This window comes from Parafrankia irregularis (assembly GCF_001536285.1).
GTDB lineage: Bacteria > Actinomycetota > Actinomycetes > Frankiales > Frankiaceae > Parafrankia > Parafrankia irregularis.
Genome location: NZ_FAOZ01000038.1, coordinates 41,774 through 57,318 on the forward strand (window position 1 = coordinate 41,774; position 15,545 = coordinate 57,318).

A 15,545-nucleotide genomic window follows, 5' to 3' on the forward strand; every position below is an offset into this window, starting at 1 on the left:
CGGGGCCGACCGGTCAGAGCGCGCCGACGAGCGGGGCACCGAGCCGGGCGGCGCCGTCGTCCACCCGCAGCTCGTCGACGACGAAACGGCCGTGGTCGAGGATCTGCCGGCCGTCGAGCCACACGCTGCACCGGCGTACCGGGACGTCCGAGTGCGCGAGGGTGAACCGGCTGCCACCGGCCTCGTTGTTGGGCCCGGTGGAGAACAGCACGTTGCCGGCGAAGCAGCGGCCGTCCATGCCCTGGGTGGCGGATCGGTCGAGCAGCGCCAGCGCGTTCCAGCGGGCCTTCTCGTTGAGACCCCACCCGATGTGGGACATCGCGAAGCCCTCGGGGTCGCCCCAGCTCTCCAGGTAGTCCCGGTACAGCTCGGCGTCCGCCCCGGGGCCCTCGATGGAGCGGATGAACCCGTCGACGACGTCGATCGTGATCGGCGCGTTCACGTAGGTCTTGAACGGGAAGATGATGTCGCCACTGTTGATCACCCAGCGGCCGTTGGCGCTGCCCTCGTTCGGGTAGGCCGCCGCCAGACCGGCGCTGAGGTGGGCGTGGGTGCCGGGGCCGTTGGTGAACCCCCAGCCACCGCCGGCGCCGAACTGGCCGAGGCCGAAGGTGATGTCGGTGCCGGCGTCCGAGGTGATCCGCAGCTCGCTGCCCCCGCTGAGCATGGCCACGCTGGCCTGCACCCGCCGCCGCAGGTCGTCCGTCGGGAACAGCCGCTCCAGGATCTCCGGCGGCTCGGTGATCATCAGCATCCGGGTGCCGGCGGAGAGGATCTCCTCCTGCTCCGCCGAATGCAGCAGGATGGACAGGTCGACCACCATGTCGGCCGACTTGAGCGCCTCGACCACCGGGCGCAGGCCGGTCAGGCCGGTCAGGCCGTACACCTCGCCCACCCCGGGGACCGTGGCGGCCGAGCGGGTGATCGACGGCAGCATGACAGTGAAGACCCGGGCGCCCAGCGACGCGGCCGCGGCCGCGGTGGTCTCCAGGTACAGCGGCGGCGACTGGGCGTTGCCGAGCACGGCCACCGTCTCGCCGGGCCGCACGTCGCAGCCTTCGAGCGCACGGCGGAACAGGGTTGTGAGGGTGCCGCCGTCGGCGGCCTGGTTGGGAACGAGCACGATGCACCTCTCACCGGTGTGGCTTGCCGCTGTGCCGCGATGCCGCGGCCCTTCCGTTCCCCCCAGGGGCGCCGGTCCCGGGAGACTCCCCGTCGGGCCGGGATGAGCCCACGAACCGCCGCGCGCCGAGGCACGGCCCGAATTCGTGAAGCCCCGCCGGCCGGGCGCCCGGCCGGCGGTTTTCATGCTCCGTGCACCATGTTTCGGGGTTTTGTCTCGTCTGTCTCGGAGCCATGAAATCGTGTTCCAAAATGCTCCGGAGATACCGCGGCGCGACGGTTCGGGAGACCGGCGCTGACTGGATTCGGCACGGCCGGTCACGCTGACAACAGATATGTCGCGCCGGATCACGGCCCGCTTCGCACCAGGCCCTGCGCCGGATCAGCGGCGGATCGGCACCTGGTCGCGCCCGGGGAATTAGCCCCGACGAAGAGAACAGAAGGATGGGAAGGAAAATCGGGAGATCAGGAGAAACGGACGGTGTTCTGCGTGGTGCCGATACCCTCGATCTCGACCGTGACCACGTCGCCGTCGGCGAGATAGACCTTCGGGTCACGGCCGTGCCCGACACCACCCGGGGTTCCGGTGGTGAGGACGTCACCCGGCGCGAGTGTGATGAACTGGCTGACGTAGGCCACGATCGTGGCGGGCGGGAAAAGCAGGTCCGAGGTACGCGACTTCTGCATCACCTCACCGTTCACCAGGGTGCGCAGGGCGAGGTCGTCCGCATTGTCGAGCTCGTCGGGAGTAACCAGTTCGGGGCCGAGCGGGGTCGATCCCTCGAAAGTCTTGCCCTGCAGGAACTGCAGGGTGCGGAACTGCCAGTCCCGCATGGTGATGTCGTTCATCACGGTGTAGCCGGCGATGGCGGCGCGGGCCGTGTCCTCGTCGGCGAAACGAACCGTGGAGCCGATGACGAAGGCGAGCTCGCCCTCCCAGTCGACCTCGCTGCTCACCGGCGGCACGATGATGTCGTCGCGCGCGCCGATCAGGGAGCTGGCGTACTTGGCGAACAGCGTCGGGTGGGTCGGTGGGGTGCGCCCCATCTCCTTCAGGTGGGTCGCGTAGTTCAGACCCATGCAGACGATCTTGGGCGGCTGCGGCACCAGCGGTGCCAGGTCCGCGCCGTCACGCTCGATCCTCTCGCCGTCAACGGCGGCGGCCTGGCGCCAGTCCGGGCCCGAGGCGATCAGAGTGCCCACGCTCGCGAACGGGAGCAGGACGATCTCGTCACCCTCGACGCGACCAGCGGCGGTTTCGCCACCGGGACGACGGACAGTGGACAAGCGCACGGTTTCTCCTCAGGTATGTGCGGCCGACCGACTGGCCGGCCGGGCTATCCGGTATCTCTGGCTGGCTGGGCCAAGCGGGCGGCTCTGTTCGACCCGCCCAGCCGTTCAGCTGCTCGGCGGCTGAGCTTTTCAGCTGCTCGGCTGCTGAGCCTCTTCAGCTGCTCGCGGTCACCGGAACCGACGCCGCCGCGACCGCGGTCGCCGCCGCCGCCTCGGCCGCGACACCGTTGTCCGGCGCCGGGAAGGCGGGCATGACCTCGGCGGCGAAGAGCTCCAGCGTGCGGCGGGCATCCGACAGCGGGGTCGCCGCGAAGTTGATCTGCATGGAGGGCTCGACGTCGCCGAACACCTCGAGGGTCGCGGCCACCTGCTGGCGGACGTCCGCCGGGGTGCCGACGTAGACTTGGGCCTTGTCCTCGAGCTCGGCCAGCGTCTTCCTGCGCATCCCGGTGATCATGTCGGCGTAGCCCGCGTACTGCGACGGGCTGCGCTCCATGTAGTCCTCCCAGGTGGAGGCCATCTTGTCGACGTAGTCGGCGTAATGCACGGCGGCGTTGCGCCGGGCCCGGTCGCCGTCGGTGTCGACGAAGCAGTGGATCCCCATCTGAATCCGCTCGGAGCCGGCCGGGTAACCGGCGTCGAGGCGGGCCTTCCGGTACAGGTCGAGCAGCCCGGCGACCTTCTCGTTCGTCGAGGTGAACGGAATGAACATCAGATTGAAGCCCTGGCTGCCCGCCCAGACGAAACTCTCCGGGGTGGACGTCGCCGCGATGAAGACCGGCGGATGGGGCCGCTGGTAGGTCAGGGGAAGCATACTCACCGGACCGAACCTGTGAAAGGTGCCGTTCCACACCACATCGGTCTCGGTCCACAGCTTGAGGACCGCGGCAATACCTTCCTGGTGCCGCGCCCGGCTGGTGTCCATGTCGACTTCGAATGCCTCGAACTCGCCGGGGAGGAACGCCCTCGCGAAGCCGACGTCAAGGCGGCCGTGGGACAGGTTGTCGAGCATCGCGAGCTGCCCCGCGAGCTTGATGGGGTGGTTGAACGCCGGGATGTTCGCACCGGTTATCAGCCGAATACGTTCGGTCCTGGTCGCGACGGCCGCGAGGAAGGTGACGGGGTCCGGGCTGTAGCCCCCGTAGGGGTAGAAGTAGTGTTCGACGATCTTCACCGAGGAGTAGCCGAGGCGGTCCGCGAGGATCGACAGATCGAGAGCCTCGTCAAAGAACTGCACAGCAGACTTCTCGGCGGGCGAGACCGTGGGGAAGAAGTTCACTCCGGCGAGCACCGGCACCTCCACCTAACTATATCGTCGGTAGACGCTGAAATCACAGTCGAAAGTGCAGCCTTGAGACATTTTTCGTGCTATCGTGCGAAAACTGTTCCAGACTGTGGGGTTCCACCGTGGAACACGAGTTTCCGCCGGGTGCGTCAGGGTGGTTTCGACGGCCAGGGACAGGAGCTCACTCCAGCCGACGACGACGTCGATTCATTTCTGTATACTGTCCACAATTCTGCGGCTGAGGTGCACGGGTGGGAGATATGAAGACGACGATCGGCGCGGCCTACCGTCCGCTGCGGCAGCTCGTCGCCGACGAGCTGCGCGGTCGCATTCTTCGCGGCGAGCTCACCCAGGGCAGCCGTGTCATCGAGGACCGCCTCGCCGAGGAGCTGGGGGTCTCCCGCAACCCTGTCCGCGAGGCGATCCGGCTGCTGGAGTCGGAGGGCCTCGTCGAGGTCACCCCGCGCAAGGGCGTCATGGTCACGGTGATCAGCGGCGAGGAGGCCGACGACCTCATCGAGGTCCGCGCCGCGCTGGAGGTCACCGCGGTACGCCGGGCGGCGACCAGGGGCATCACCGCCGAGATCGACGCCGAGCTCGAGGCGGTGCTGGTCGAGGGCGAAGGCGTCACCGAGGCGGGCGCCTACGAGCGCCTCTCCGCGCTCAACGCCCGCTTCCACGACCTGCTCGCGCGGGCCAGCGGCAACAACCACCTCGTCGAGGTCCTGCGTGACCTGCAGAACCGGCTGCAGCTGCTGTTCTCCGTCGGCGTGTCGCGCCGCTCGGGGCGCGCCTGGGAGGAGCACCGCCGCATCCTGGAGGCGATTCGCGCCCGGGACGCGGACTGGGCGGAGGCGGAGATGCGCGCACACATCAACGGCGCGGCGCACCGCTACCAGAAGGAGAAGCCGCCGGCCTAGCCGGGATGCCGGTGCCGGCTCCCTCGATGGCGCCGGCACCGCGAGGGCTGCCGGCAGCGCCGGAGACGTCAGTGCCACTGGATACGTCAGTGCCACCGGATACGTCAGTGCCGCGGGAGGCGTCAGCGGTGTGGCAGCGGCGGCGCGAACGCGCCGAACGGCCGTCACCATGGCGAGGCTGGCGCGACGAGTGGCCAGGGGCGGTCGCGCTCGACCGCCGCGGCAAGCTCGAGCAGCAGGTCGTCGCGGTGGTGCGGCGCGAACAGGTGCAGGCCCACCGGCAGGCCGGTCGGGCCCGTCCCCACCGGGATGGAGATCGCCGGGCAGCCGCTGATGTTCGCCAGGGGAAGCGGGCCCGGCGCGGGGCTGCCCGTCTCGGCGTCGAAGGCCTCTCCCGTCGTCGGGCAGGCCACGAGGTCGACGTCGTCGAACAGCGCCGCCATGGTCTCGATGACGTCGATCCGGTAGGTGTCCAGCTCGGTGAGGACCCGGGCGTCGAGGCTGTCCGCGGCCACCATCACGTCGCGGATCTCCGTCGTGAGCTCGTCCGCGCACGCGGGCCAGTAGGGGCCCAGGAACCGCCGGATGCGCAGCGCGCCGATCGCGGCGAACGCCGCCGACGGTCCGGGGACCACCGGGGTCGCCAGCGCGGCCAGCCGCAGGCCCGCGGCCGCGACGAGGTCGCGCAGCGCCCGCTCCACCACCGTGACCACGCCCTGGTCGTGCGCGGCGCCACCGAGGTCGGGCAGCCAGGCGACCCGCAGGCCCGCGGTGGGCACTGTCCCGAGACCGACCTCGAACCGCGCAGAGATCGGGGCACTGAACGGATCACGCGGGTCGAAGCCGGCGGTGGCGTCGAGCGCGCGGGCGATGTCGCGCACCGAACGGCTCAGCGTGGTCGTGACCACGGTGAACGGCTCCAGCACCGGCTCCGGTCCACCGGGCACGATCCGCCAGCTGACCTTGAGCCCGGGCAGGCCGCACATCGCCGCCGGCTGACGGGTCGAGCCGCCGCCGTCCGTCGCCGTCGCCAGCGCGAACAGGCCACCGGCCACCGCGGCGGCGCTGCCACCCGACGAGCCGCCGGCGGACGCCGTCAGCCGCCACGGGTTGCGGGTGATGCCGTGCAGGCGGCTCGCGGTGTGCGCGCCGCGGGCCAGCTCACTGGACGTCGTCTGCGCCACCGGGATCGCCCCGGCCGCGACGAGCCGCCGAACCTGGGTCGAGTGGCGGGCGGACCGCCTCCCCCGCAGGGGCACCGACGCGTCAGCCCGCGGCCAGCCGGCGACCTGCTCCAGTTCCTTCACCGCGAACGGCACGCCGGCGAGCGGCAGGGCGAGGTCGACCTGCGCGGCCGCCCGGCGCGCCGCGTCGGCGTCGACATGGCACACCGCGCCCAGCCGCGACCGCTCCAGCGCGCCCAGCACCCGTTCCAGTTCGGTGACCGGGTCGCGGTCCCCACGCCGGTAGCTGTCCACCAGCCCGACCGCGTCCCCGGCCCAGGGCGCGGCCGTCCCGCCGGAGGCCGTCCCGCCGGAGGTCACCTCGGTGGTCGCTGCCGGCTGGCTCAGCACGGTCCGTCCAGCTGGGACGGACCGTAGTGACGGAGCTCGACGACGTTGCCGTCGGGATCCCGGATGTAGAGCAGATCGCTGTTGCCGTAGGCGCCGTAGCGATGGAACGGGCCACCGACGACGTCGAAGACCCCGGACGCGGCGAGCTCGGCGAGGTCACACGGCTCGATGACGACGCAGAAGTGGTTCACGTTGCGACCGGGGCCACCACGCGGGGTGCGGGCGTCCAGGTCGATGATCACTCCTGGTGCCACCTCGACCGACGGGAACGGCGCCCGGCCCTCGCGCCAGGCCTCGAGACGGTGGGTCCGCATGCCGAACTTCTCGACCCACCACCGGACCGAACGCTCCGGATCCTCGACGTTCAACACGATGTGGTCGAAGGCCTTGGTCACGATCGGTGGCCGGACTACTGGCAGCGATTCGACTGTGTCGCCCACGGTCACGTTCAACCCTCCCGGTTCCTCCGACGAAGTTCGTCGACTGTATACCGACAGCCCCGCTCCGCCGCTACCCCCACAGCCGTCCGTTCACTGGGAGAACACGCTGTGACGTGCATGTTTCGCGATTCCCGCCAACCCTCGGCATTCCCTGTGACGCCACAACCGTATACAGTCGACGGCGAGTCGAGAAGTTCTTCCGCCTTGGGGCCGTACCTGGGCCACCAGGCATGGAGGACGGATCGGTAGCGGTGTGTAGCGCAGGGCAGATAGGACGAGGCACCAGGAGGGCACGATGGCAGCGGACCGATCCGCGGAGATCGAGCGGTCCCGAGTCGAGTTCAGTCGCGCCCGACGGGCGCAGAGCGCCGGGCGCCAGCTTCAGGTCTCGTCCCGGCGGGCCTACGAGATGCTGCGCGCCGGCCTACGCGCCGGGCACTTCGACGGCCCGGAGGAGCTCGCCGAGAACACCCTCGTGAACACCCTCGGGATCAGCCGCAACTCGGTGCGCCGCGCCCTGTCCATGCTGGCCGACGAGGGCCTGGTGACCCGCGCCCCGCGTCGGGGCACCACAGTCCGGCGCGGCATCGTCCAGGTCCACGAGGGCGAGATGCTGCCCCGCGAGCTGCACGAGGAGGAGAGCTGGCGTCGGCTGGAGATCGAGGAGATCAGCCAGTGCGTCGTCCCGACGACCCGGCTGCTGCGTGAGCGGCTGGAGATCGAGGACGCCGAGGTGGTCATGATCGAACAGGTCTTCCGCCTCGACGGCGAGCCGCTGTGCGTCCGGGCCGGCTACGTGCCGCTGCCCGCGACACCTGAGCGCTACTTCGCCGACGTGGTCGCCATCGACCGTCGCCCACCGCGCTACGAGGCCCTGTTCGAGCAGCTCTTCGACGCCCCGTACGGCGGCGGGCGGGCCGTGGTGGAGGCCGTTCCCTGCGAGGAGCGCACCGCGCGACTGCTCGGCGTCACGCCGGGAACCCCGGTCCTGCTGCGGGAGGTCGTCGTCCGCGACAGCAGCGGACGTGCCCGTGACCTGCACTGGACCCATTTCCGCGGCGATCGCGTCGCGCTCTCCTTCGGTGTCGACGCGCCGACGGCGGCACGGGCGAGCGCCCCGGCGGCCGCCGCACGCGTGACGGGTGCGGCGGCTACGGGCGCGCAGCGGGCGGGAGCGATGTCCGCGCGGGCCGACGTTGCCTGACGGGACCGCGGTACCAGAGGTAGCCGCGGTATCCGAGGCTGGCGCGGTACCCGAGGCTGGCGCCGCATCCGGGGTGGCGTGCCCGCGGACGACGTCCCGATCGCGGCTGGCCTTCCGGCAACAGGCGACGTCCCAGCCGAAGGTGGCCGCGCGCGAGACCGGGCTGGCGCGGACCGTCCCGCTGGCGGCGCTGGTGCTGTTCGGCGCGATGACCGGGCTCGGCCCGTTCTCGATGAGCGTGCACCTGCCGGGCCTGCCCGACATGGCCGACGACCTGCGCACCTCCCAGCCGTCCATCCAGCTGACGATGACCGCGTGCGTCGTCGGGATCGCGGTGGGCCAGCTGATCGCCGGGCCGATCTCGGACGCGGCCGGGCGCCGCCGCCCGCTGCTGGCGGCGATGGCGCTCTACGCCGCCGCGTCCGCCGGCTGCGCGCTGATGTGGTCGGTGCCCGCGCTGGCCGCGTTGCGCTGCGCGCAGGGCATGTTCGCCGGGTTCGGCATGACGATCGCCCGCGCGGCGATCCGTGACCTGGCCGAGGGCCAACGCCTGGTCCGCCTGTTCGCCCGGATGGCGATCATCAGCGGCCTGACCCCGATCCTGGCTCCGAACCTCGGCGGTGCGCTGCTCGCCGTCACCGACTGGCGCGGTGTCTTCGTGGTGCTCGCGCTGCTCGGAGTGGTGCTGGCCGGCGCCAGCGCCGTCAGCATCCGCGAGAGCCTGCCGCCGGCCCGGCGGGTGCCGTTGCGACCGGTCGCGACGTACCGGACGTACCGGACGATCGCCGGCGACCGGTCCTTCCTGACCGCGGCGCTGGTCGTCGGGCTGGCCTACGGCGCGATGTTCTCCTACGTGTCGTCCTCCTCGTTCGTGCTGACCGACGCCTACGGGGTGTCGAAGACCCAGTTCGGGCTGCTGTTCGCCCTGAACGCGCTCGGTTTCATGGGCGGCAGCCAGGTCGGAGCCGCGCTGTCGGCACGGTTCGGCTCGCTGGGCGCACTGGGCCGCAGCCTGCCGACAGCCGCCCTCGGCAGTCTCCTGATCATGGTGGGTGCGGCCACGCACCTGGCGGCGCTGGTGATCGCCGCACTGTGGTTCACCGTCGCGTCGATCGGCATGTGCATGCCGGTCGCCTCCGCCGAGGCGATGCGCTCCCAGTCCGCGAACGCCGGGACGGCCTCCGGGCTGCTCGGGCTCATCCAGTTCGCGCTCGGAGGTCTGGTCGGCCCGATCGCCGGCGCCTTCGGGTCCGCCAGCGCTCTGCCGCTGGGCGCGACGATGTGCGTTCTGCTCTGCGCCGCATGCGTGTTGTGCGCCCGGTCGGCGAGCGGATCGCGAGCCACCGCCGCCACCGCCGCCACGGCCGCCACGGCCGCCACGGCCGCCACGGCCCGACCGGAATAGTCCTGCCGGCGCCCGGTGGCAATCCGCCTCCGAGGACCGGCAGCAATCCTCGCCGACCCGACGCCAATCCCCCGCGGGATCTCCGTCATCCGGGTATGGAGGGCTTATCCAGGCCGAAATTCCCCGCCTTTCGATGAACATCCCTCCGCACCTCGTTCGATCATGCTTCCAGGCCGGCTCCCGGCCGCCCAGCAGGCACCCGGCAGGCGGCGCAATCATCTGGATCACGCTGTGTGCCAGGTACTTCTCCACACTTCGTGTGGCGCAAAGCGCGGGTTACCGCTCCCGCGCCGCAGAGAAACAATGCGGCGGAAATATAGGCCTCCGACGCCCGGCACCGGGACGGCTTCGGGGCAGCGATCGACCGGAAGGTGGCCCGTGATGACCACTGGCACCGTGATCAGCGACACCGCACGGCGGGAGGATCTCGCCGAGGAATCAGGCCCACCGATTCTTCGCGTCGAGGGAATGACCGTCCGCTACGACTCGTCTCGTGGCGACGTCGTCGCCGTCGACGACGTGAGTTTCTCGCTCGGCCGCGGCGAACGGGTTGCCCTCGTCGGCGAGTCCGGCTCGGGCAAGACCACGCTCGGGCTGGCGCTGGCGGGTTTCCTCACCCAGCCGTCCGTACACATCACGCACGAGCGGCTGGAATTCGACGGCGTGCCCGTCTCCCGCGTGGTCCGCACCCGGCTGCCGGTGCGGACACCCGGGCTCTCCATGGTGTTCCAGGACGCGATGACCACCCTTGATCCGGTCTGGACGATCGGCAGCCAGCTCGCCGCCGTCATCCGGGCTCAGCGCGCCGGCGCCACCGGCACCGACGGGGCCGACGCTGGTGCTGGTGCTGGTGCTGGCCGCCGCTGGCTGCACCGGCGGGCGGACCGGGCGGCCATCCGTGAGATCTCGCGCCACTGGCTGACAAAGGTCGGTCTGCGCGACACCGACCGGGTGCTGCGAGCCCGCCCGTACGAGCTGTCCGGCGGCATGCGGCAACGCGCGATGATCGCCATCGCTCTGTGCGGCTCACCCCGGCTGCTCATCGCCGACGAGCCCACCTCGGCGCTGGACGCCTCCCTCGCCCGCGACGCCATGGAAATGCTGCTCGGGCTCACCCGGGAATCGGGTGCGTCGGTACTGGTGATCAGCCACGACATTCTGCTGGCACAGGAGTACACCGACCGCACCTTCGTCATGTACGGCGGCCGGATCGTGGAGAAGCGCAGTTCGGCGAAACTCGCCGAGACGGCCACCCATCCGTACACAGTCGGCCTTCTGCGGTGCGTACCGACGCTCGACAGCGCCGAGCTCGACGAGCTCCCGACGCTGGCGAGCGTCGCCGCCGCGAGCGCACCCGCCGCACCGGCACCGACACCCGCAACGGCACCCGTCGCGAAGGCACCCGCACCCGCACCGCCCGCACCCGCGCGCACGCCAGTGGCGCCCGCACAGCGGCGCCCCCTCATCCGTACCGATCGCCGAGAAGGGCAGTAAGAGTGGACGCCTTCGCGCAGCTGGCGGTCAGTTCCGTGGTGAAGTACTTCGGGCCCGCCCGAAGTCGGCATGCCGCCGTCGACGGCGTCTCACTCTCGGTCGAGCCGGGCCAGCGCCTCGGCGTGGTCGGCGAGTCCGGTTCCGGGAAGTCGACCCTGGCCCGGATGATGGTCGGCCTGGAGCGGCCGGCGGCCGGCGAGATCTCCTTCAACGGCGTCGCGATGGGCACCCTGCTGAAGATGCGGGCCTCACGGGTGGAGCTGCGCCGGGAGGTGCAGTTCGTCGCGCAGGACACCACGTCGTCGTTCGACCCGCTGCGCACGTTGCGCGACTCGATCCGCCAGCCGGCGCAGCATCTGCTCGGGTTGAGCAGCCGTGACGCCGACGCGAAGGTCGACGAGACGGTCGCCCTGCTGGGCCTGGCGCCGGCGCTGGTGGACCGGCATCCCGCGGAGGTCTCCGGCGGGCAGCGGCAGCGTTTCGCGATCGCCCGGGCGCTCGTCGTCCGTCCGCGGCTGCTGGTGTGTGACGAGGTGGTCTCCGCGCTCGACGTGTCGGTGCAGGGCTCGATCCTCAACCTGCTCAAGCGGTACTGCCTGGAGTCGGGGGCAGCACTCGTCTTCGTCTCGCACGGCCTGCCGGCCACCGCGTTCGTCTGCTCGGAGCTCGTCGTCATGCGGCACGGCAAGGTCGTCGAGCACGGCGACACCCGGCAGGTGCTGCACGAGCCGAAGCATCCCTACACCGCCAGCCTGCTCGCCGCCTTCCGCGGCGGCGGGGCCCGCAGCGCCGCCTGACCACTCCTGCTCCCGTTCCCGCTTCGGCCGCTGTTCCCGCTTCGGCCGCTGTTCCCGGCACGTCCCGTCCGCTTCCGCTTCCACTCCCCCTTCGCCCGACCGTCCGTCCGGAGAAAGGACCACCGGCCATATGGAGATCCTGCGCCGACAGCGGTGGTGGTTGGGCCGCATCGTCGCGCTGCCGTTTCAGCTGCTGGTGTTCGCGGCGGTGTCGTTCCTGCTGGTCCAGAGCATTCCCGGCGATCCCGTCGCGGTGCTGACCGGCGGGCAGGCCACCGAGGAGAACCGCGCCGCCATCGAGAAGGAGCTCGGCCTCGACGGCAGCCTGCTCCACCAGCTGCTGCACTACCTGGGCAACGTCATCCACTTCGATCTGGGCAACTCGATCATGTCCGGGCAGTCCGTCGCCGACCAGTTCGGTGAGCGGCTCCCGGCGACCGTCGAACTCGCGCTGATGGGGGTGCTGCTGTCGATCGTGGTCGCGGTGGCGTTCGCCTACCTGGCAGTGATGCGCCCGAAGAGCCCGCTCGCCTACCTGGTCCGCGGCTTCGCCCGGATCGCCGGTGGACTGCCGGAGTTCGCGGTGGCCGTCGCCGCCGTGTTCGTCTTCTACGCCACCCTGCACTGGGCACCCGCCCCGCTCGGACGTCTCTCCGGTGACATCGCGGAGGTTCCGAAGGTCACCGGGATGCCGTTCCTCGACACGGTCCTGACACTGCGCTTCGACGCGACCTGGTCGATGCTCGGTCACCTGGTGCTGCCGGTGGGCGTGCTGGTGATCTGCCAGTCCGGTGTGCTGATCAAGATGCTGCTGGCCGGGCTGGAGGAGGCCGTCGACTCGGCGCCGACCCGGTTCCGGATCGCGACGGGCGCCTCGGCGGCGACGGTGCGGGCGAGCCTGTTCCGCCGCGCGCTGCCGCCCGCGGTCACCACCTGCGGCACCCTGTTCGGCTACACCCTCGGTGGCGCGGTGATCATGGAGTCGATCTTCGGTTTCGCCGGGATCGGCGGCTACCTCGCGGACGCGGTCTCCTCCGGTGACATCCCGGCGATGCAGGGCTTCCTCGTCATCGTCGCCGCTGTCTCCCTGCTGGTCTTCCTCGCTGTCGACCTGGTCAACATGACGCTCGACCCGCGCCGGCGGCCGGGCGTGCGGGCGGAAGGGTAACCATGGCTGTCGTCGACACCGCCGATCGTCCGGAGACACCCGCATCCACCGCGACTTCCGCGGTTCCTGCCCCGGCTCCGACCGACGCGGCATCCGTGGCCGCCGGCGGCGGGCGCCCGGGCTGGCTGCGCCTGCTGATCAGCCTGCTGCCGCTGGTCCTGCTCGCCGTCGTCGCCGTCATCGGCCCGTGGATCACGCCTTACGACCCCGAGCGGGTCGCGGGGCCGTCGTCGAAGGGGCCGAGCGGCGACCACTGGTTCGGCACCGACGGTTCCGGGCTGGACGTCCTGTCGCAGCTGCTCGCCGCGACCCGTACCAACGTCGGGGTGGCCACCGTCGTCGTCCTGCTCGCCACCGTCGGCGGCGCGTTCCTCGGCCTGCTGACCGGGATGAACGAGTCGTCGCGGGGCCCGCGCGGGGTGCTGGCCCGGATCATCGGTCGGGCCGTCGACTTCGTCCAGGCCGTGCCCGGGATGCTGGTCGGCCTGGTCGCGGTGGCCTTCTACGGGGCCTCGTTGACCACGCTGGTCGCGACGCTCGCGATCGTGCTCGCGCCGCTGCAGGCGCGGCTGGTGCGCACCGAGGTCCTGCGGGTCCGGTCGGACGCCTACGTCGACGCGGCCCGGCTCGCCGGGCTGAGCGAGCTGCGGCTCACGCTGCGCCATGTCCTGCCGAACTCCTGCCGGCCGGCGCTGGAGAACATCTCGGTGATCTTCGCGGTGAGCATCATCCTCACCGCGTCGCTCGGCTTCCTCGGCGCCGGGCTGCCCCCGCCCCATCCGGAGTGGGGATCGATGATCTCCCGCGGTGCGACCGACGCGGCCGTCGGCCGCTGGTGGCCCGCCACCTTCCCCACCATCGCCCTGATTCTCACCGTCGCGATCATGGCTTCCTCGGCCGCGAAACTGTTCGGCCGCCGCCGCTAGCGGCTGGTGGCTGATGCCGGGACCGCATCAGCCACCACCACCTCCACCGGCTGCCTCCCGATCAGGCGGCCGTCCGTCCAGCAGCACCACTACGCCGACGTGGTGGCCACCGCAGATCTCTCACCATCGACAGGAGCTCTCTCATGCCTGCCCACAACACCCTCCGACCAGGGGGTAATGATGGCGCCGGTGATCCGGTCGCCATACCCGTCGTGACCAGCTCTCGAGGGCAGCACGGGCGGCGCCTGCGCCGCGCGGGCGCCGCGATCACCGCCGGCGGAGTCGCGATCGCGCTCATCGCCGCCTGCTCCGGCGAGACGACCTCCTCGTCGTCCGAGGGCTCCTCAAACGGAGCCGACAGCATCGTCGAGGCTGTCGCCGCGCTGCCGACCGCGTTCGCCTACGACGCCGGCGCGTTCACCTACGAGGGCTTCGAGTTCCAGATCAACACCCAGGCGCAGCTCATCCGCAACCCGATCGTGACGGCGGACCGCGCCGACGGGTCGCAGGAGCAGGACTTCTTCAAGTTCGAGGGCGAGCTGGCGGAGAGCTACGACGTCAGCGCCGACGGGCTGACCTACACCTTCCACCTGCGCAAGGGCGTGAAGTCGTTCGCCGGCAACGAGCTCACCGCCGACGACGTGCTCTGGTCGTACGAGCGGAAGTGGAACTCGACGTCGGTGGCACCGGCCATCTCGGCCCCGGCGATCACCGACCCGGCGAAGCAGTTCAAGAAGATCGACGACTACACGGTCTCGATCACCATCGACCGCGCCGGTGACGGTTTCACGCTGCTGTCCCTGCTCGCCAACGTCAGCGGCGACATCTTCGACAGCGACCTGCTCAAGCAGCACGTGACAACGGACGATCCGTACGCGGTCAAGTGGTCGGCCGAGAACGGGAACTTCGGCTACGGCGCCTATGTGCTCGACAACTGGAAGTCCGGCCAGAGCCTGACACTGAAGGCGAACCCGAACTACTGGGCGGGCGAGCCGGCGATCAAGACGATCACGCAGCGGGTGGTCGCCAACCCCGGAACCCGCACCAACCTGCTGACCAACGGTGATGCCGACATCGCCGTCCAGCTTCGCCCGCAGGACGTCAACGGGATGAAGGACGACGACAGCCTGCAGACCTTCAACATCGACTCGATCGAGTACCTGAACACCAACATCAACATCAAGAAGGCACCGTTCGACGACAAGCTCGTGCGGCAGGCGCTGAGCTACGCCATCCCCTACGACGAGATCATGAAGCAGGTCTTCCTCGGCCGTGCCGACGCGATGACCGGCTTCATCAACCCCCGCTACCCCGGATACACCACCGACGGCCTGCGGACCGGATCGTATGACCCGGACAAGGCCAAGAGCCTGCTCGCGCAGGCCGGTGTCAGCGGTGTCTCGGCGAAGATCCTCGTCGAGAACAGCATTCCGGCGCTGGAGGAGGCCGCGGTCCAGATCCAGTCGTACGCCAAGGACGCCGGCTTCAACTTCACCATCGACAAGCAGCCGGCCACCGCGGTGCAGGACCAGCGCTCCAACGGCACGTACGACATCCAGCTGGTGACCGACAAGGCGATCAGCCAGTCGCCGCCGTACGAGCTGCTGCTCGCGTTCACGAAGGGCTCGCCGCTCAACGCCACCGGCTTCGCGAACGACGCCTACTACGCCGCTGTCGACAAGGGCGTCGCCGCCGGCGACCCGCTGTCGGAGGCAGCCGGCACGGCCTGGAACGAGGCCGTGAAGATCTGGCAGGACGAGCAGCCGACCGTTCCGGTCGCGTTCATCCAGCCGAACGTGGTCTTCGGCGCCGGTATCGACGGCTACTACTACCGCTCGGACAGCGCGATCGACTTCGCCGCGCTCTCGAAGACCCAGTAGCCGCCTGGCTCCCGCTTTCCCTCCGCCGTGCCGGCGC

Annotated in this window: 13 protein-coding genes; 8 read left to right on the forward strand and 5 right to left on the reverse strand. The window is 70.5% G+C overall.

Features of this window, described 5'->3' with window-relative positions:
- Window positions 1-13: 13 nt before the first annotated feature.
- The 3 genes from AWX74_RS33970 to AWX74_RS33980 all read right to left on the reverse strand — a co-directional run bounded on the left by AWX74_RS33970 (window position 14) and on the right by AWX74_RS33980 (window position 3,718).
- Complete coding sequence (locus tag AWX74_RS33970; RefSeq protein WP_091285065.1) at window positions 14-1,123, reverse strand: 2,5-dihydroxypyridine 5,6-dioxygenase NicX family protein; 1,110 nt, start codon at window positions 1,121-1,123, stop codon at window positions 14-16.
- 464 nt (window positions 1,124-1,587) lie between these two features.
- Window positions 1,588-2,415 carry a fumarylacetoacetate hydrolase family protein gene (locus tag AWX74_RS33975; protein WP_091285068.1) on the reverse strand — a complete coding sequence of 276 codons (828 nt, stop codon included), beginning with the start codon at window positions 2,413-2,415 and terminating at the stop codon, window positions 1,588-1,590.
- Between the two features lie 154 nt (window positions 2,416-2,569).
- Complete coding sequence (locus tag AWX74_RS33980) at window positions 2,570-3,718, reverse strand: LLM class flavin-dependent oxidoreductase (RefSeq protein ID WP_242666548.1); 1,149 nt, start codon at window positions 3,716-3,718, stop codon at window positions 2,570-2,572.
- 242 nt (window positions 3,719-3,960) lie between these two features.
- Here AWX74_RS33980 and AWX74_RS33985 point away from each other — a divergent pair, with 242 nt between their 5' ends.
- Window positions 3,961-4,620 carry a GntR family transcriptional regulator gene (locus tag AWX74_RS33985; RefSeq protein WP_091285071.1) on the forward strand — a complete coding sequence of 220 codons (660 nt, stop codon included), beginning with the start codon at window positions 3,961-3,963 and terminating at the stop codon, window positions 4,618-4,620.
- 164 nt (window positions 4,621-4,784) lie between these two features.
- On the opposite strand, the gene AWX74_RS33990 is transcribed toward AWX74_RS33985, so the two are convergent.
- Both AWX74_RS33990 and AWX74_RS33995 read right to left on the reverse strand, forming a co-directional pair.
- Window positions 4,785-6,194 (reverse strand): amidase, encoded by a 1,410-nt coding sequence (locus tag AWX74_RS33990; protein ID WP_091285074.1) that lies wholly within the window; start codon window positions 6,192-6,194, stop codon window positions 4,785-4,787.
- Window positions 6,188-6,634, reverse strand: a complete 447-nt coding sequence (locus tag AWX74_RS33995; RefSeq protein ID WP_242666549.1) for a VOC family protein — start codon at window positions 6,632-6,634, stop codon at window positions 6,188-6,190. The genes AWX74_RS33990 and AWX74_RS33995 overlap by 7 nt, the downstream gene beginning before the upstream one ends.
- A 295-nt stretch (window positions 6,635-6,929) precedes the next feature.
- Between AWX74_RS33995 and AWX74_RS34000 the strand changes: the two genes are divergently transcribed.
- From AWX74_RS34000 to AWX74_RS34030, 7 genes are all read left to right on the forward strand, one after another.
- Window positions 6,930-7,838 (forward strand): GntR family transcriptional regulator, encoded by a 909-nt coding sequence (locus tag AWX74_RS34000; protein ID WP_091285075.1) that lies wholly within the window; start codon window positions 6,930-6,932, stop codon window positions 7,836-7,838.
- Between the two features lie 142 nt (window positions 7,839-7,980).
- The gene (locus tag AWX74_RS34005; RefSeq protein WP_091285143.1) at window positions 7,981-9,243 is read left to right on the forward strand and encodes a Bcr/CflA family efflux MFS transporter; all 1,263 of its coding nucleotides are present in this window, start codon (window positions 7,981-7,983) and stop codon (window positions 9,241-9,243) included.
- A gap of 381 nt (window positions 9,244-9,624) precedes the next feature.
- A complete protein-coding gene (locus AWX74_RS34010; protein WP_091285078.1) occupies window positions 9,625-10,737 on the forward strand; it encodes an ABC transporter ATP-binding protein in 1,113 nt (370 codons plus the stop codon).
- A 2-nt stretch (window positions 10,738-10,739) separates the two neighbouring features.
- Window positions 10,740-11,534 (forward strand): ABC transporter ATP-binding protein, encoded by a 795-nt coding sequence (locus AWX74_RS34015; RefSeq protein WP_091285081.1) that lies wholly within the window; start codon window positions 10,740-10,742, stop codon window positions 11,532-11,534.
- Window positions 11,535-11,664: 130 nt separating this feature from the next.
- Window positions 11,665-12,702 (forward strand): ABC transporter permease, encoded by a 1,038-nt coding sequence (locus AWX74_RS34020; RefSeq protein WP_091285083.1) that lies wholly within the window; start codon window positions 11,665-11,667, stop codon window positions 12,700-12,702.
- A gap of 2 nt (window positions 12,703-12,704) precedes the next feature.
- Window positions 12,705-13,628: an ABC transporter permease gene (locus tag AWX74_RS34025; RefSeq protein WP_091285088.1), complete on the forward strand. Its 924-nt coding sequence runs from the start codon at window positions 12,705-12,707 to the stop codon at window positions 13,626-13,628.
- A 143-nt stretch (window positions 13,629-13,771) separates the two neighbouring features.
- Complete coding sequence (locus AWX74_RS34030) at window positions 13,772-15,508, forward strand: ABC transporter substrate-binding protein (RefSeq protein WP_091285092.1); 1,737 nt, start codon at window positions 13,772-13,774, stop codon at window positions 15,506-15,508.
- The last annotated feature ends 37 nt before the right edge of the window (window positions 15,509-15,545 follow it).